The following is a 17,350-nucleotide window of genomic DNA, read 5'->3' on the forward strand; positions in this document are numbered from 1 at the left end:
CTCTTCCTCATCCTGATGAGCTATCGAAGATGGCGTCTCGAAAGGCTGGGGGAGAGAAAAGCGTATGGGATGGAGAATAAGCCAATGACGCAGAAGACCCGCACGGATTGGGAGGCGTTGGCCGAAAAGGAACTGAAACGCCCCGCAGATAGCCTTGTCTGGCACACACCTGAAGGCATAAACGTCAAACCGCTCTACACCGAGGATGACCTCGATCAGGTCGGGCATCTCGGCACCCTACCCGGATTTGAGCCATTCTTACGCGGCCCACGCGCCACCATGTATGCGGGCCGTCCGTGGACCATCCGTCAATATGCGGGCTTCTCCACCGCTGAGGCTTCCAACACCTTTTATCGCAAGGCCCTTGCTGCCGGTCAGCAAGGCGTGTCGGTGGCCTTCGACCTCGCCACTCACCGCGGCTATGACAGTGATCATCCTCGCGTTGAGGGCGATGTCGGCAAGGCAGGCGTGGCGATAGACTCCGTCGAAGACATGAAAATCCTTTTCGACTGCATCCCGCTTGAGAAAATCTCAGTCTCCATGACTATGAATGGCGCGGTGATCCCGATCCTCGCCAATTTCATCGTGGCGGGCGAAGAACAAGGCGTGTCGCGTGATCTGCTTTCCGGCACCATTCAGAACGATATTCTGAAAGAATTTATGGTTCGCAACACCTACATTTATCCGCCTGAGCCATCTATGCGGATCATCGCCGATATCATCGCCTATACCGCGACCGACATGCCGAAGTTCAATTCGATCTCCATCTCCGGCTATCACATGCAGGAAGCAGGCGCCACGTTAGTGCAGGAACTGGCTTTCACTCTTGCGGATGGCCGCGAATATGTACGCGCGGCACTCAACAAAGGTCTCAATGTTGATGAGTTTGCTGGGCGGTTGTCATTCTTCTTCGCCATCGGCATGAACTTCTTTATGGAAATCGCCAAGCTGCGTGCGGCCCGCCTGCTCTGGTCGCGGATCATGAAAGAATTTGACCCGAAGAAGCCCGGATCGCTAATGCTGCGCACGCATTGCCAGACATCCGGCGTATCGTTGCAGGAGCAAGACCCCTACAACAACATCGTCCGCACAGCTTTTGAGGCCATGTCCGCGGCACTCGGCGGCACCCAATCACTGCACACCAATTCATTCGATGAAGCCATTGCTTTGCCGACAGAATTCTCCGCCCGCATTGCGCGTAACACGCAGCTTATTTTGCAGAACGAAACCGGCGTCAGCAAGGTTATCGATCCACTCGCTGGATCATACTACATCGAAAGCCTGACCAATGAACTCGCAGAAAAAGCATGGGCCCTGATTGAGGAAGTCGAAAGCTTAGGCGGCATGACCAAGGCTGTCGAAAGCGGTCTGCCTAAGCGTCTGATTGAGGAAGCCGCAACCAGACGACAGGCTGCGGTAGATAAAGGCGAAGAAGTCATCGTCGGCGTCAACAAGTTCCGTCTGGAACAGGAAGACCCAATCGATATTCTCGACATCGACAACACAGCAGTTCGCCAATCCCAGATCGTCCGCCTGAACCGGATCAAAGAAACACGCAACAGGGCAAGAGTTGAAGGAGCCTTGGCTGAACTGGAGAAGGTGGCGAAAACTGGCGAAGGAAATATTCTGGCAGCAGCGGTTGAAGCAGCGCGTGCCCGCGCAACAGTCGGCGAAATTTCCGACGCCATGCGCAGCGCCTTTGGTGACCATACTGCGGTGCCTATGGTCGTGAGAAAAGTCTACGGCGCAGCCTACGAGGACGAGCCGGAATATCTGATGCTCGTGGAACGTCTGGAAGAGTTCTCCAAGCATACGGGCGACAAGCCCCGTATTATGGTGGCCAAGCTTGGTCAGGATGGCCATGATCGAGGCGCGAAAGTCATCGCGTCAGCCTTCGGTGACATTGGCTTTGAAGTGCTTGCTGGTCCACTGTTTCAAACGCCGGAAGAAGCAGCTGATATGGCCATCAAGGCCAAAGTTCATGTGTTGGGCGTTTCATCTTTGGCTGCTGGCCATAAGACGCTGCTGCCCCAGCTCGTAGATACACTTCGAAAAAAAGGCGCCGAAAATATCATCGTCGTTTGTGGCGGTGTCGTCCCGCGTCAGGATTATCAATACCTGTTCGACCACGGCGTATCGGCTGTATTCGGCCCCGGCTCTAATGTGCTCGATTGCGCACGCGCAGTGCTTGACCTCATGGAAGGCAAACGCCGAAATCTATGAACACAATCAGATAGATAAACAAGAGAAGAGACTCATTTTCTGAGCCTCTTGAGAAGCCGGACGAAGAGCCCGGCTTCATTACACTAATATCCTATCAGTTCTTCGGGCCTGCAAACCCAGCAATCGTGGAACTGGTAACCGATACTGGATCGCTTGCTGGAAATGTGTCTTCCAGCCCTTCATCCAACTGGCGCTCCAGCTCAGTTTTGTCGCCCGACCGACGCGCACTTGGAGTGGTCAACAAGCTTGCAGGTTCAATACCGCACTCAGTACAGGCGACACTTAAGGCCTCTCCGAGTTTGAGCGCTGCCTTGCGTATCACAGCATCCCGTGCGAGCTCGTTACCCGTATCATTCTCAACCTTGACCGTAATTCTCTCTTCGCTCTCGGTTACGAATTCGACCATGTAGGTCGCAAACCCGCCAAGCGAACTGACACGTGTTTCAACAATTTCCATAGCTTTACCTCCGCGTTTCACCTCCTGAAACAACGGTAATCCGCGCCGATAGTTCCCGAAAAGGAACCGGTCTCACGCTGGAACGTTTTCAGACAAACTGTGGGAGGACATGATGTCTCAGTTTTTTACACAACTAAGCGAGAAGGCAGCTGAACTAGCCGGGCATTATGCTGCTTTTATTCTCGCGACACTGTTCATCGTGATTTGGGGTGTAAGTGGTCCCTTTTTTGACTTTTCTGATACGTGGCAGCTGGTTGTGAACACCTCAACGACGATTATTACGTTCCTGATGGTGTTTTTGATCCAGAATTCACAGGACCGCGAAGCAAGCGCGACACAAGCCAAGCTCGATGAAATTCTGAACCACCTCTGTATTCTTAAAAGTGAGACAATTGGCGCTGAGCATCTGCCACTGGATAAATTGAAAGCCATGGTCAAGCATCTGGAAACCGAAGGCCACTATCCCGGCGCTTCACGTGAACCCAAGCAGTCAAAGTGATTGAGCTGTAAGCAAATCGCTCTTTCCCGCGCGAACGATCGACCTATATGCAAACTAGGAGAGAAAATCGGAAGGAGATTTGTATGGCCATAACTCGAAAAGAAGAAGCTCGTGCGTTGAACACTGAGGAAAAAGAGCTGGTAGAAAAATCACACCATCCGCTTCTTCAGGATGTTCCTGATTCAGAGCTTTCACAACTGGCCAAGCTGTTACGTGATCGCCGCAGCAAAGCACGTGATCAGGCCCACCAGCGCCGCCGCGAAATGCGCGGTAAGGCAGTTGCGCGTGGTGCTTCCGCATCCAAGGCCGATGACGGTTCGCATCTAAAAGTGTCGGTTCTGGCCATGGCGATGCGCCGTATCAACGCAGAAGTTGATCGCCGCCGCAGCATGTCGGCGAGCAATGACCTGATTGCGAATGCGCAGAAAGCGCTGGCAACGAAGAAAGCCAATGAAAAGAATGATAAGACTTTTAATACCCGTCATGCGCGACATGGTATGCGAAATATACCCAACGAGAAGGCCGATAGTCTCATCCGGCCAATGGAGCGTGGTCGCCTGAAAAAGGCCGCCAGTGTCGCTCAGGCAAAGCGCGACTCTCGACAGGAAGCTGCGAGTTAAATCTCAACGAAGCTTCTCCTGGAAGGAATACAGTCTTCCAGGAGAAAAATAAAAGCATTAAAAACAATATACTAAAGTCGTTTCTTATAAAATAGATTACAGCATTTCCAAGGCTGTTTCGCGCGTTGGTGGCGCGAAGGTTCGATCCAGCAAAGTCAGTTGCTCTTCGGTGAGCTTTATATCCGCCGCGTTGCGATTTTCACGAACATGGCCGAGCTTTGATGTCTTCGGAATCGCAATCACATTGCCATTGCGCATGGTCCACGCAAGCGCGACAGCCGCTGGGGAAACTCCGACTTCATCGGCAACTTCATGCAGTACACTGTTTCCCAACAACCTGCCTTGTTCGATCGGTGAATAAGCCATCAGCGGAATTTTCTGACTTGCACACCACGGCATCAAATCAAATTCTGGCCCACGCCGGATCAAATTATAAAGTATCTGATTGGTGGCTGCCGCTTTCCCGCCTGTTAGATCAATCAGTTCTTTCATATCGGCAACGTCGAAATTACTGACACCCCATGCACCGATCTTGCCCGCCTGCTGCAATTTTTCAAAGGCAGACAAGGTCTCCTCCAGCGGATACCGCCCACGCCAATGCAAGAGATAAAGATCAATCTTTTCTGTGCCAAGCCGCATGAGACTACGCTCACACGCTTCAATCGTACCCTCTTGAGAGGCGTTATAGGGCAACACTTTACTGACGAGAAAGACGGCATCTCGATGACCTTTGATCGCCTCGCCCACTACTTCTTCCGCGCCACCATCGGCATACATTTCGGCAGTGTCGATCAGCGTCATGCCAAGTTCGATACCGCATTGCAGCGCCTCGACTTCCAGTCGTCGCTGCCGCGCATCTTCGCCCATATACCAGGTGCCCTGCCCGAGCGCTGGCACGAGCATGTCCGAAGCCAGTTTCACATGGGGAATTGTTCCGGTCATGGTTTGCCTCGTTCATGGATTGCGACTGTCACAAAGAACATAGGCTACATTAGAGCGCATCCCAAAAAGTGAGAAACGATTTTTGGATAAGTTGCGCGACAACACAAAGAGATATAGCGCCGATCCGATTCAGTTAGATCGAAACAGGCTCTAAGCGAACTGCAATCCAAAGCCCTGCATCAATCGACGAATGGCATAGTCAGGCTTTTGAGAGGTGAAGACCGCAAGATCATTGTGATGATGCAACTCTTTATTGATCTCACGTGATGGCAAAAGCGATACGGTGCGCCGTGCGATCGCTTCCGCAGGATCAAGCCAGTCAACCGGCCAGGGAGCCAGTCGCCGAAACACATTTGCGAGAAATGGATAGTGCGTGCAGGCGAGCACAACAATATCCGTGCGCTCGCCATCTTTTTCGACAAAGCACGGCGTAATCTGTTCAATAACCAGCGCCTCGTCGATTTCTTCACCGCGAATATGCGCCTCAGCGACTGCAGCAAGCCGGTCAGCTCCAACCAGTCGCACATGACATTGCGTGGCAAACGATTGGATCAGATCGCGAGTATAGGCGCGCTTCACTGTCCCAGGCGTAGCCAGAACGGAAACCAGCCCAGATGATGTGCGCTCAGCGGCGGGCTTGATCGCAGGAACAGTACCGACAAAAGGCACGTCCGGATAAGCACGGCGCAGATCATCTAACACCAAAGTCGACGCGGTATTGCAGGCAATGACCGCAATTTCTGGATTGTGCTCCGCGATGAATTTGCCAAAAAGCTCAACAATGCGCGCGCGCAACGCTTCTTCTTCCCATCCGCCATAAGGAAAACCGGCATCGTCCGCAATGTAGACAAACCGACGGTCAGGCATCAGCACCCGCGCTTCCCGCAAAACCGTCAAGCCGCCAATGCCACTATCGAATACCAATATGGGTTTTTCATACGTGGCGGTCGCCGTTTCGAAACGATCAGCTGCGGGAGCGTGTTTCATTCAGCCTTGTCCTCTGTTGCGGGCTTGCGGGCCCGGCTTTCCGGTGCACCTGAACCGCGCGGCTTTTTGGGTGTGAAAACATCAAGCGAGGTGATGACGCCACGCAGAAGCTTGAGTTCTGCGGATGCAAAACCTGCGCGCGTCAGCACCGAACGCAGATTGTTGACCATGATTTCTTTCTTCGCCTCGGGGCGGAAATAACCCCGAATATCAAGTGCTTCTTCCAGATGATTGAAAAGACTCTGCAATTCCAGCTTGGGCGCCGCTTCCATTTCCGGTCCACGGAAAACCGTATCGGTTTCGGTTTGGAGACCAGACTTCATCCACTCATAAGACATCAGCAGCACAGCTTGCGCGATATTGAGTGAGGCAAATGCCGGATTAACAGGGAAAGTCACCAGCTCATCGGCAAGGCCAACTTCTTCGTTGCTCAAGCCGAAACGTTCGCGACCAAATAGAATACCCGTCTTCTCTCCAGCAGTAAAACGACGGCGCAACTCGCCATTCGCTTCCACAGGACTACGCACTTGCTTGAAGCCATCGCGTTCGCGTGCCGTTGTTGCGTAAACGAAGTTCAAGTCAGAAATCGCTGAGGGCAGATCCTCGTAAACAACCGCATTATCGATGATATGATCCGCTTTGCTGGCAGCAGCACGCGCTTTTTCGCTCGGAAATTCTTCACGTGGCTGGACAAGTCGTAACTCGGCAAGGCCAAAATTCGCCATGGCGCGCGCTACCATGCCGATATTCTCCGGCAATTGCGGGTTAACCAGAATGATCGACGGTCCTTCGGTGATCAGCGTGCGCTGTTTGTCTGTTCCTGCCATGATATTTTCCGCTAAAGCATGGCGCAGCTAAAAGTCTCATTCAGCGTCCGCGACCATGCGACAATTGTAAGAAATCAGAGCGAGCAAATCCGGTAAAATTAAGTGCGATACGCTCTGATGCTTTAGGATCGTGGCGCTTCCCTGACATAATTGACAGAAAATCGCAAAGATTCCCCTTACATCCGATTTGGAAATTCAGGTGTAGTAGCGGAATAACACCAGTCTGCCTCCCATCCATGCCAGACTGTTGGCACCGACATCGAAGTTTACAGGGAGGAAAATCATGTCCGGCAAAAAGATTCTCATGATCTGCGGCGATTTCTGCGAAGATTACGAAACAATGGTTCCGTTCCAGACGCTTCTCGCCGTTGGCCATAAGGTCCATGCTGTATGCCCCGGCAAAAAGGCAGGCGATGCCATTGCGACAGCCATTCACGACTTCGAGGGCCACCAGACCTATACCGAAAAGCCGGGCCATAACTTCACCCTCAACGCAACATTCGCCGACGTGAAGGCTGAAAGCTATGACGCGCTCGTCATTCCCGGTGGGCGAGGACCGGAATATTTGCGCCTCGATGATAAAGTCATAGCAATCGTCAAACATTTTTTTGAAGCCAACAAACCTGTTGCGGCTGTCTGCCATGGCGCTCAGCTTCTAGCCGCCGCCCGCGTTCTCGAAGACCGTACCTGCTCGGCCTATCCTGCCTGTCGCCCAGAAGTAGAACTCGCAGGCGGCACGTATGCGGATATCCCAGTTGATCAAGCTGTTACTGATGGCAATCTGGTGACAGCGCCTGCCTGGCCTGCCCACCCAGCATGGTTGTCGCAATTTCTCAAAGTTCTCGGCACCAACATCACGCACAGTTAGTTGAATTTCTGCCTGCAACTCTAATCCGGTTGCAGGCAGACAAAATCTACGCGACATTATGGTTGGAGCGATTTCGGGAGGAAACCATGTGCAGATTGTTCATCGGGGCAGACCCGGAACTTTGGCAAAGCGTCACACGCTCGTTGCGTATTGATGGGGTGGTAACCAGTGTGCGGCTCGAAAACTTCTTCTGGTGGGCACTGGAAGATATTGCTGCGCGCGATGATCTTACCGTTAATCGCCTGCTTGGTCGTCTCTATGGTGAATCGCGCGCCGAGGGCCATGATCTGGATAATTTTGCATCGTTCCTGCGTGTTTGCTGTGGCCGATATCTGGCACTGCAGGTCAGTGGTCTTGTCCCAACAGACAAAGCAACAGCAATTTCGACGCTCGACGCAGATGCAATTCTGCTGCACGAACGAGAATCCTATCGCGATCAGCACTCAGCATGGCGAAAGCCCGCACATCATGCTGCCTAAAATAGCAATTCCCAAAATTTTGACCTGAGAATCTGGCTATAGGCCAAAGAATAAGCCTCTGACACTTTGCCTTCGCGGTTACCGATGCTATACGGTCGCGACGCATTAAATGAGAGGCTTTATCAATGGCAAAAATCAAGGTTGCGAACCCGGTCGTTGAACTCGACGGCGATGAAATGACCCGCATCATCTGGCAGTTCATCAAGGACAAGCTGATCCATCCCTACCTCGACATCGATCTGAAATATTACGATCTGTCAGTAGAACATCGTGATGAAACCAATGACCAGGTTACCATTGATGCGGCCAATGCCATCAAGGAACATGGCGTCGGCGTAAAATGCGCAACCATCACGCCGGACGAAGCACGCGTTGAAGAATTCAAGCTCAAGAAGATGTGGAAGTCGCCAAACGGCACCATCCGCAACATTCTCGGTGGCGTTATCTTCCGCGAACCGATTATCTGCAAGAACGTTCCTCGTCTGGTTCCAGGCTGGACGCAACCAATCATCGTTGGCCGTCATGCTTTCGGTGACCAGTACCGCGCGACCGACTTCAAGTTCCCCGGCAAGGGCACCTTGTCGATCAAGTTTGTCGGTGAAGATGGTGAGACCATCGAGCACGAAGTCTATCAGGCTCCGGCGGCTGGCGTGGCAATGGCCATGTACAACCTCGACGAATCGATCCGTGAATTTGCGCGCGCCTCGCTGAACTATGGCCTGCAGCGCAATTACCCGGTCTATCTCTCGACCAAGAACACCATCCTCAAAGCCTATGATGGTCGCTTCAAGGACATCTTCGAAGAAGTCTACCAGGCTGAATTCGCTGAAAAGTTCAAGGCAGCCAAGATCTGGTACGAACATCGCCTGATCGACGACATGGTTGCTTCGGCCCTCAAGTGGTCCGGCGGCTATGTTTGGGCATGTAAGAACTATGACGGCGACGTGCAGTCCGATATCGTGGCACAGGGCTTCGGCTCGCTCGGCCTGATGACCTCAGTTCTGATGACACCAGATGGCAAGACCGTTGAAGCTGAAGCTGCACACGGCACCGTGACCCGTCACTATCGTCAGCACCAGAAGGGCGAGGAAACCTCGACCAACTCGATCGCTTCGATCTTCGCATGGACCCGCGGCCTTGCTCACCGTGCAAAGCTTGACGAGAATGCTGAGCTGAAGCGCTTTGCCGACACGCTTGAAAAGGTCTGCGTAGACACCGTTGAATCCGGCTTCATGACCAAGGATTTGGCGCTGCTTATCGGTCCAGATCAGCCTTGGCTCTCGACCACCGGCTTCCTCGACAAGATCGACGAAAACCTCCAGAAGGCAATGGCTGCTTAAAGCATTTCCAGCAAAAAAAACGCGAAGCGGTTTTGCGTTAGATCATGCATAAAAACAAATAGTTACAGCGGCTTCAGCGCTTCTGTCTGAACTGGAGCCGCTGTAAGCCTATCTGGTAAACGATAAAACGGCGGGATTTTCCCGCCGTTTTTTATTGGTTCGTAGCAATTTGCCCTCGCAAGCAGTCGGCCTGCCAGATAGTCTGTCCTTGTTGAAATAGGGAGGACTATATGTCGACAATTCGGGTATTAACGCCGCAAGATCGGACTGCATGGGAACCATTGTGGGGCGCTTATCAGGTCTTTTACGAAGTCGACATTCCAGCTGAAACCACGAACCTCACATGGGAGCGTTTTCACGACGCTTCGGAACCCATGCATGTCTTAGGTGCATTTGATGACGACGGACCTCTTGTCGGTTTCGTGCATGCGATCTTTCACCGCTCCTGCTGGCTACCGAAATGGACCTGCTATCTTCAAGACCTCTATGTCGAGAACAGCCAGCGCGGAAAAGGCACCGGCGCAGCCCTGATCGACGCTGTGGCTGATCTGGCGCGCGAAGAAGGCGCAGGGAGGCTCTATTGGCTCACGCATGAAAGCAATGCAACTGCACGCCGCCTCTATGACAGCATCGCGCAACAGTCTGGATTCATTCAATATCGTAAGGCCTTATAAAAAAGCTGGTTTTCCGTTTCTTTTTGGCGAGAGAAAGAGCATCCTGTTGCCAAGCCTGCAGGGAGGATGACCAATGAGCGATTTGAAGCTTTACACCAACCCCATGTCACGCGGACGCATTGCGCGCTGGATGTTAGAGGAAATCGGCAAACCTTACGATGTAGAGATCCTCGATTTTGGCCCACCGATGAAAGGGCACGATTACTGTTCCATCAACCCAATGGGCAAGGTTCCAGCAATTCGCCATGGCAAGGATATTGTGACCGAAGTCGCAGCCATTTGCGCCTATCTCGCGACGACCTTCCCAGAGGCCGGACTGGCCCCGCATCCCGACGAGCGTGCTGATTTCTATCGCTGGCTGTTCTTCACATCAGGTCCGGTCGAAGCAGCTCTCTCCAACCACGCGCTTGGCTATGAAGTGCCCGCCGACAAACAAGGCATGGTGGGTTATGGCAATTACGATACCGTCGTAAGTACGCTGGAGAATGCCGTCTCCCGCCACCCCTATATTACCGGCACCCGGTTCACTGCAGCCGATGTCTATGTCGGCTCACATATTGGCTGGGGATTGCGTTTTGGCACATTGCCGCCAAAACCTGCCTTTACGGCCTATTGGGATCGTTTGAAAGATCGTCCGGCCATGAAGCGCGCCAATGAACTCGACGACGCAGCAGCGACGGTTACCAAGAAATAATCAGAGCTGGAAAGTCTTTGCAAAAGCTTGGACTCCATCGGGTGAGAAGGCAATAACCCGGCCTTCTTCCCGACGCGCCCAGCCTTTATCGATGAAGTTTTTCAAAAGCGCCGCGCCCAATGCACCGCCGAGGTGGTTACGCCTCTCGCTCCAGTCAAGACAATGTCGGCAAAGCGGTCGCTTACCCTTTTGCAACATATCCACATCAATGCCGAGGCAAGAGAAAAATGACTTCCCTTCATCGGTAAGCAGAGGCTCGCTGGCATCACCGATCAGACCAAGCTTGTAGGATGCCTCGAGCATTTCAACGCCGCGCTCGCCTGCCAGATGATCGTAGCAAATTCGCGCCTTACGCAGCGCATGATCTTTCGGTCCGGTACGAACACGTACTGCGCCGGTGCGTTGTGCAAGCCCCATAAGTCCTTCAAGAACCTGCGCAACATCTACGCCCGAAAGACGGAAATAGCGATGCCGTCCCTGCTTTTCAGCGACGAGCAGATTGGCAACATCCAGCTTGGACAAATGGCCGCTTGCAGTTTGAATCGTTACACCTGCAGCGGAAGCAAGCTCACTCACCGTCAAAGCGCGACCGTCCATAAGCGCGGTCAACATGTTGGCGCGTGCCGGATCGCCCAGCAAAGCTGCAACGGAAGCTATAATCGGACCATCTTTCATACTTCGATGCTAACCGAAGCATGGACGCATTTCAATACGCTAAACAGTCTCCAACCAACACATCAAATGCAGGAGACGACGATGATTACATGCTTCATCCGCTATCAGATCGACCCGTTCAAAGCAGACGCTTTTGCGGAGTATGCGCGCAACTGGGGTCAGGCAAGTCCCCGCTGTGGCGCGAACCTGATAGGCTATTTCGGCCCACATGAAGGCTCAACCACCACAGCCTATGGGGTCTATTCCGTAGAAAATCTTGCCAACTATGAAGCATTTCGTGCTCGACTTGCAGCCGACCCGATTGGTCGAGAGAACTATGAATTCGCAAAACGCGAACAATTCATCCGCTCGGAAGAGCGTATTTTTCTCCAGCTACAGTCAGCCCCCCACGCGGAGTTTATCAAGCAATGATCGCTGTTATTTTTGAAGTCTGGCCTGCGGACGATGAGCGGCGCGAGCAATATCTCAATATAGCCGCAGGCCTGCGCGCCGATCTGTCTCAAATTGATGGCTTTATATCCATCGAGCGCTTTCAAAGCCTGGTTGAGCCGCAGAAACTCTTATCTCTGTCGTTCTGGCGTGACGAAGACGCTGTGAAGCGGTGGCGTAATTTGCCGACACACCGGGTTGCTCAGACCAAGGGGCGCGCTGGCGTTTTTGAAAACTACCGCCTGCGCATTGCAGACATCTCGCGCGATTACGGTCTGAATGAACGCGAAGAAGCTCCAAACGATAGTCGGAATGCGCATGCTGCATAAAGAAAAGGCCGGGCGAAACCCGGCCTTTTCGATTTCGATCTCGGTTTGATCAAACGATCAACGCTTTCACTGCAGCGATTGCTTCGTTTGCTTTAGTACCATCTGGGCCACCGGCCTGCGCCATATCCGGACGTCCGCCACCACCTGCACCGCCAAGGGCACCAGATGCAGCACGCACCAGATCAACCGCACTGAAACGACCAACCAGATCTTCAGTCACAGCAGCAACCGCACTGGCCTTGCCGTCTTCACCGACACCGATGAACAAAACAACACCGGAACCAACCTGCTTCTTGCCTTCGTCAGCAAGTGGCTTGAGATCGCGCGGCGAAACACCGGTCACGACCTTGCCGAGGAAGTTGACGCCATTGACGGCTTCCACAGCACTGCCGCCATCAGACGCACCACCGCTCAGCGCCAGTTGTCTGCGGGCTTCGGTAAGCTCGCGTTCCAGCTTCTTACGCTCATCAACCAAAGCGTTGACACGCTCAAGTGCGTCTGATGGCGTCGTCTTAAGAACGCCGGCGATTGCCTTGACGCGCTCGTCCTGCTCTTCGAGGTACAGGCGAGCTGCCTCACCCGTCAGCGCTTCCATACGGCGAACACCGGCAGCGACACCGCTGTCGGACAGAATACGCACGAGGCCAATATCACCCGTCTGGCGAACATGCGTGCCACCGCAAAGCTCAACAGAGTAAGCCTTGCCAGCCTTTTCGCCGTGCGTAGCCGTCCCCATTGAAACAACACGAACTTCGTCGCCATACTTTTCGCCGAACAGCGCCATTGCACCTTCAGCAATCGCATCATCAACCGCCATCAAACGCGTCGAAACCGGTGCGTTCTGCAGGATGATCTCATTGGCGAGATTCTCGACAGCCGTCAGCTCCTCAGCCGAAATCGGCTTCGGATGCGAGAAGTCGAAACGCAGACGATCAGGAGCCACAAGCGAGCCCTTCTGAGCAACATGCGAGCCGAGCGTTTCGCGCAGCGCTTCATGCAGAAGATGGGTTGCTGAATGGTTGGAGCGGATGCGTGTACGACGCACCGCGTCGACCTTTAATTCGACTGCGTCGCCAACTTTGGCCGAACCTTTGGTGACTTCGCCAGTATGAACGAAAACGCCCTCACCCTTCTTCTGCGTGTCTTTGACGGCAATCGCAAAGCCTTCGCCGGAAATCGTTCCGGTATCGCCCTGCTGGCCACCGGACTCGCCGTAGAACGGTGTCTGATTGACGATTACAGAAACGGTTTCGCCTTCCACAGCCGCTGGAACCTCCGCACCGTCACGGACAAGCGCAGTGATCACGCCTTCAGCGATTTCAGTTTCATAGCCAAGGAATTCGGTCGCACCGACCTTATCCTTGATACCAAACCAAATGGTTTCAGTTGCAGCTTCGCCCGAACCGGCCCAGTTGGCGCGCGCTTCGGCCTTCTGACGTTCCATGGCGACCTTGAAACCGTCGGTATCGACAGTCACACCACGCTGACGCAGCGCATCCTGCGTGAGATCGAGAGGGAAGCCGTAAGTGTCGTAGAGCTTGAAAGCAGTCTCACCATCAAGACGATCACCTTCAACGAGCTTTTCGGAAGCATCCGAAAGCAGGCCAAGGCCGCGTTCAAGCGTCTTGCGAAAACGAGTTTCTTCAAGCTTGAGGGTTTCGGAGATCAGCGCTTCAGCGCGGATCAGTTCCGGATAGGCCTGACCCATTTCACGGATGAGCGCTGGCAGCAGACGCCACATCAATGGTTCTTTTGCGCCGAGCAGCTGCGCATGGCGCATGGCACGGCGCATGATGCGGCGCAGTACATAACCGCGACCTTCATTCGACGGCAGAACGCCGTCGGCAATCAGGAAGCTTGATGCGCGTAAGTGATCGGCGATAACGCGATGGCTCGCACGGAAATCGCCTTCCGCCTTAACGCCAGTCGCGTCTTCCGATGCGCGGATCAATGCCTTGAAAAGATCGATATCGTAATTGTCATGCACACCCTGCAGAACCGCCGCGACGCGTTCCAGACCCATGCCCGTATCAATCGACGGACGTGGCAGATCGATGCGCTGCTCAGGAGAGAGCTGCTCGAACTGCATGAAAACAAGATTCCAGATTTCGATGAAACGATCGCCGTCTTCATCTGCGGAGCCGGGAGGGCCACCCCAGATATGATCGCCATGATCGTAGAAGATTTCCGAACAAGGACCGCAGGGGCCGGTATCACCCATTGCCCAGAAATTGTCGCTCGTCGCAATGCGGATGATGCGATCATCCGAAAGACCGGCGATCTTCTTCCAGAAATTCGCAGCGTCGTCATCTGTGTGATAAACGGTGACAAGGAGCTTATCTTTGTTGAGGCCAAACTCTTTTGTGATCAGGTTCCACGCATGGCTGATCGCTTCTTCCTTGAAGTAGTCGCCAAAGGAGAAATTACCGAGCATTTCAAAGAACGTGTGGTGACGAGCCGTGTAGCCGACATTGTCCAGATCGTTGTGCTTGCCGCCGGCGCGCACGCATTTCTGCGAAGTGGTCGCGCGGCTGTATGGGCGCTGTTCAAGACCGGTAAAGACGTTCTTGAACTGCACCATGCCCGCATTGGTGAACATGAGTGTTGGGTCGTTGCGCGGCACCAACGGGCTTGATGAAACAACCTCGTGTCCGTTCTTGCGGAAATAGTCGAGGAATGTGGACCTTATCTCGTTGACGCCAGCCATAATTCACCCTTGGACATTTTCTGCCCTGCATGAGAAGCACCTCTCAACAAGGCGCATCGATTATCTTTTCACCACCCGCAAGGTTGCAACGATGTCCGGCACTTTCATGCCGCCACGCTTCGACTGCCCGATCATGGAAAGTCCGTGAGGTGGAGTTTCGGTTGACCGCTTTTAACGGGGCACCGCTTTTCTGTCCAGATAAGCAGTGTGCGCTATAAAAGCAATTTCTCCCGGAAAGTATGAAAACGACAACTATGCAACAGTGTTTGTGGCATTTCCAGCAAAAGCGCGATGCGGTTTTGCGTAGGATAACGCTCAAAAACAACTCGTTACAGTGGTTCCAAAGATTCAGCTTTCGCTGGAACCGCTATAAGTTCAAAAGCAAAAGCCCCGCGCTATGCGCAGGGCTTTCATCTGTTTCGTCACAAGACGAATTTTACATTTCTGCAGCTTCCGGACCATCATCCGCTTCTGGACCGCCATCTTCAAGGAACTGCTCGGCAATCAGCCCGGCATTCTGACGGAGCGTCGTTTCGATTTCTTTCGCAACTTCCGGATTATCCTTGAGATACTGCTTGGCATTTTCACGGCCCTGCCCCAGACGCTGGGAATTATAGGAGAACCATGCGCCCGACTTCTCAACAACACCGGCTTTGACGCCAAGATCGACCAATTCGCCCATCTTGGAAACGCCTGCACCATACATGATGTCGAATTCAACCTGCTTGAATGGAGGTGCAAGCTTGTTCTTGACCACCTTCACGCGGGTCTGGTTGCCCACAACTTCGTCACGCTCCTTAATCGAACCAATACGGCGAATATCGAGACGCACCGATGCGTAGAACTTAAGCGCATTACCGCCAGTCGTCGTTTCAGGCGAACCGAACATGACACCGATCTTCATACGAATCTGGTTGATGAAGATCACCATGCAGTTCGAACGTGAGATCGAAGCGGTGAGCTTACGCAATGCCTGGCTCATCAATCGTGCCTGAAGGCCAGGCAAAGAATCGCCCATTTCACCTTCAATTTCCGCACGTGGTGTCAGAGCTGCAACCGAGTCGATAACCAGAACATCAATGGCGCCGGAACGCACAAGCGTATCCGTGATTTCAAGCGCCTGTTCGCCAGTATCAGGCTGCGAGATCAGCAGATTCTCAAGATCAACACCAAGCTTGCGGGCGTACACCGGATCAAGCGCATGTTCCGCATCCACAAATGCACAGATGCCGCCCTTTTTCTGAGCTTCTGCAATCGTATGGAGCGCAAGCGTCGTCTTACCCGAGCTTTCCGGACCATAAATTTCTACGATACGTCCCTTGGGCAGACCGCCGACGCCCAATGCAATATCGAGAGAAAGCGAACCGGTCGACACCGTTTCAATCTCTACAACCTGATCATTCTGACCAAGGCGCATAATCGAGCCTTTGCCGAACGCCCGTTCGATTTGCGACAGAGCCGCATCGAGAGCCTTTGTCTTGTCCACTGAATTTTCCTCAACAAGTCGCAATGAATTCTGAGACATCTTACACCATCCTCTTGTCTCGCTAGAAGCCCGGCGGGCTCATTGCCAATATCTATTTGTATCTGTTTTGTTCTCATTTTGCAATAAGGACAAGATATTGATTTCTATATGTTTAATATTTTTGTTCTATTATTGTTCCATTTAATTAGAAACTTGTAATTTGCAAGACTGTCCACGCTTTAGTTCTAAAAAATGTGTGGTCGGGCGGTTCGATTCGCAATCTACGCATAAAAAACGCAGCCCTTCTTGCAAAGAGCTGCGTCACGATGCGGATTAAATCCGATTCTCTAATTTAGGAGCTAGCGCCACGCAGCGGCGAAATCTGGATTTCTACGCGACGATTCTGCGCGCGTCCGTCTGGCGTTGCGTTGGTAGCGACTGGCTGGCTCGCACCATAACCGATGACTGCAAAGCGACGTGGATCGATACCCTGCGAACCAAGATAGCTTGCAACCGAAGAAGCGCGGCGCTGCGACAGACCCTGATTATAGCTTGCGCTACCAGTTGAGTCGGTGTGACCGAGAACGTCGACAAGAGTCTGGTTGAACTTGCGCAGCACGATCGCAACGGAATTAAGCGTTGGGTAGAACTGGCTCTTAACCTGATCCTGATCGGTATCGAAAGTGATGGCCGATGGCATGTTCAGGATGATCTGATCGCCATTACGCGTAACCGAAACGCCGGTTCCCTGCAGCTGGTTGCGCAACTCGGATTCCTGGCGATCCATGTAATTGCCGATAGCGCCGCCACCCAGCGCGCCAATACCAGCACCGATCAGAACAGCGTTACGCTGTGCGCGGCTGGAACCACCAACCATCAAGCCGCCGAGCGCGCCGACAGCCGCACCAATTGCAGCACCGCCAGCGGTGTTCGACACCTTCTGATCGCCAGTATAAGGGTCGGTCGTGCAGCCTGCCAGAAATGTGGCACCGATAAGGGCAATCCCGATTTTTTTCAGCATGTATAGGTCATCCTCAATTGTCGATTCGTCGCGAATGATAACTTCGATTAAGGCCGGATGGTGTCTTTAAATCCCCATCCGCGACTTTTAAAACGCGTTTTGTTCTGATTGCAA

The 17,350-nt window shown here is 53.1% G+C and carries 18 protein-coding genes; 10 read left to right on the forward strand and 8 right to left on the reverse strand.

The genetic code is table 11. The features are described from left to right. The first annotated feature begins 84 nt into the window (after positions 1-84). On the forward strand, positions 85-2,223 hold the full coding sequence (scpA, locus tag OIV19_RS07195) for a methylmalonyl-CoA mutase (protein ID WP_264231083.1): 2,139 nt from the start codon (positions 85-87) through the stop codon (positions 2,221-2,223). 94 nt (positions 2,224-2,317) lie between these two features. Here the strand turns inward: scpA and OIV19_RS07200 are convergent, their stop codons facing one another. Then, positions 2,318-2,680, reverse strand: a complete 363-nt coding sequence (locus tag OIV19_RS07200; RefSeq protein ID WP_095446785.1) for a hypothetical protein — start codon at positions 2,678-2,680, stop codon at positions 2,318-2,320. 112 nt (positions 2,681-2,792) lie between these two features. Here OIV19_RS07200 and OIV19_RS07205 point away from each other — a divergent pair, with 112 nt between their 5' ends. Further along, the gene (locus tag OIV19_RS07205) at positions 2,793-3,179 is read left to right on the forward strand and encodes a low affinity iron permease family protein (RefSeq protein WP_264231084.1); all 387 of its coding nucleotides are present in this window, start codon (positions 2,793-2,795) and stop codon (positions 3,177-3,179) included. Positions 3,180-3,262: 83 nt separating this feature from the next. Next, entirely contained in the window at positions 3,263-3,799 is a 537-nt protein-coding gene (locus OIV19_RS07210) for a hypothetical protein (RefSeq protein ID WP_095446787.1), read from the forward strand. Positions 3,800-3,895: 96 nt separating this feature from the next. Here the strand turns inward: OIV19_RS07210 and OIV19_RS07215 are convergent, their stop codons facing one another. From OIV19_RS07215 to OIV19_RS07225, 3 genes are all read right to left on the reverse strand, one after another. Further along, positions 3,896-4,741: an aldo/keto reductase gene (locus OIV19_RS07215; RefSeq protein WP_095446788.1), complete on the reverse strand. Its 846-nt coding sequence runs from the start codon at positions 4,739-4,741 to the stop codon at positions 3,896-3,898. Between the two features lie 150 nt (positions 4,742-4,891). Continuing rightward, the gene (gene murI / locus OIV19_RS07220; RefSeq protein ID WP_264231085.1) at positions 4,892-5,728 is read right to left on the reverse strand and encodes a glutamate racemase; all 837 of its coding nucleotides are present in this window, start codon (positions 5,726-5,728) and stop codon (positions 4,892-4,894) included. After that, positions 5,725-6,555 carry an RNA methyltransferase gene (locus tag OIV19_RS07225; protein ID WP_264231086.1) on the reverse strand — a complete coding sequence of 277 codons (831 nt, stop codon included), beginning with the start codon at positions 6,553-6,555 and terminating at the stop codon, positions 5,725-5,727. Before OIV19_RS07225 ends, murI begins: the two co-directional genes overlap by 4 nt. Before the next feature lie 283 nt (positions 6,556-6,838). Between OIV19_RS07225 and OIV19_RS07230 the strand changes: the two genes are divergently transcribed. From OIV19_RS07230 to OIV19_RS07250, 5 genes are all read left to right on the forward strand, one after another. Then, a complete protein-coding gene (locus OIV19_RS07230; protein ID WP_264231087.1) occupies positions 6,839-7,423 on the forward strand; it encodes a DJ-1/PfpI family protein in 585 nt (194 codons plus the stop codon). Positions 7,424-7,509: 86 nt separating this feature from the next. After that, complete coding sequence (locus OIV19_RS07235; RefSeq protein WP_095446792.1) at positions 7,510-7,902, forward strand: ribbon-helix-helix domain-containing protein; 393 nt, start codon at positions 7,510-7,512, stop codon at positions 7,900-7,902. 125 nt (positions 7,903-8,027) lie between these two features. Then, on the forward strand, positions 8,028-9,242 hold the full coding sequence (locus tag OIV19_RS07240; protein WP_095446793.1) for an NADP-dependent isocitrate dehydrogenase: 1,215 nt from the start codon (positions 8,028-8,030) through the stop codon (positions 9,240-9,242). Between the two features lie 230 nt (positions 9,243-9,472). Then, entirely contained in the window at positions 9,473-9,916 is a 444-nt protein-coding gene (locus tag OIV19_RS07245; protein WP_264231088.1) for a GNAT family N-acetyltransferase, read from the forward strand. A 73-nt stretch (positions 9,917-9,989) separates the two neighbouring features. Further along, positions 9,990-10,610 carry a glutathione S-transferase family protein gene (locus OIV19_RS07250; protein ID WP_264231089.1) on the forward strand — a complete coding sequence of 207 codons (621 nt, stop codon included), beginning with the start codon at positions 9,990-9,992 and terminating at the stop codon, positions 10,608-10,610. Here the strand turns inward: OIV19_RS07250 and OIV19_RS07255 are convergent, their stop codons facing one another. Then, positions 10,611-11,285: an ArsR/SmtB family transcription factor gene (locus OIV19_RS07255; RefSeq protein ID WP_264231090.1), complete on the reverse strand. Its 675-nt coding sequence runs from the start codon at positions 11,283-11,285 to the stop codon at positions 10,611-10,613. A gap of 81 nt (positions 11,286-11,366) precedes the next feature. On the opposite strand from OIV19_RS07255, the gene OIV19_RS07260 reads away from it, so the two are divergent. Both OIV19_RS07260 and OIV19_RS07265 read left to right on the forward strand, forming a co-directional pair. Continuing rightward, complete coding sequence (locus tag OIV19_RS07260; protein ID WP_264231091.1) at positions 11,367-11,696, forward strand: NIPSNAP family protein; 330 nt, start codon at positions 11,367-11,369, stop codon at positions 11,694-11,696. After that, positions 11,693-12,043: an antibiotic biosynthesis monooxygenase family protein gene (locus OIV19_RS07265; RefSeq protein ID WP_264231092.1), complete on the forward strand. Its 351-nt coding sequence runs from the start codon at positions 11,693-11,695 to the stop codon at positions 12,041-12,043. The genes OIV19_RS07260 and OIV19_RS07265 overlap by 4 nt, the downstream gene beginning before the upstream one ends. Positions 12,044-12,092: 49 nt before the next feature. Here OIV19_RS07265 and alaS read toward each other — a convergent pair whose 3' ends face one another. The 3 genes from alaS to OIV19_RS07280 form a co-directional block, all read right to left on the reverse strand. Then, a complete protein-coding gene (gene alaS, locus OIV19_RS07270) occupies positions 12,093-14,750 on the reverse strand; it encodes an alanine--tRNA ligase (protein WP_264231093.1) in 2,658 nt (885 codons plus the stop codon). 436 nt (positions 14,751-15,186) lie between these two features. After that, positions 15,187-16,275 carry a recombinase RecA gene (gene recA, locus OIV19_RS07275; protein ID WP_024897036.1) on the reverse strand — a complete coding sequence of 363 codons (1,089 nt, stop codon included), beginning with the start codon at positions 16,273-16,275 and terminating at the stop codon, positions 15,187-15,189. A 292-nt stretch (positions 16,276-16,567) separates the two neighbouring features. Further along, the gene (locus tag OIV19_RS07280; protein ID WP_094577423.1) at positions 16,568-17,236 is read right to left on the reverse strand and encodes a YiaD family glycine zipper/OmpA-like lipoprotein; all 669 of its coding nucleotides are present in this window, start codon (positions 17,234-17,236) and stop codon (positions 16,568-16,570) included. Positions 17,237-17,350 lie beyond the last annotated feature (114 nt).

This window comes from Brucella sp. HL-2 (assembly GCF_025846885.2).
Lineage (GTDB): Bacteria > Pseudomonadota > Alphaproteobacteria > Rhizobiales > Rhizobiaceae > Brucella > Brucella quorumnocens.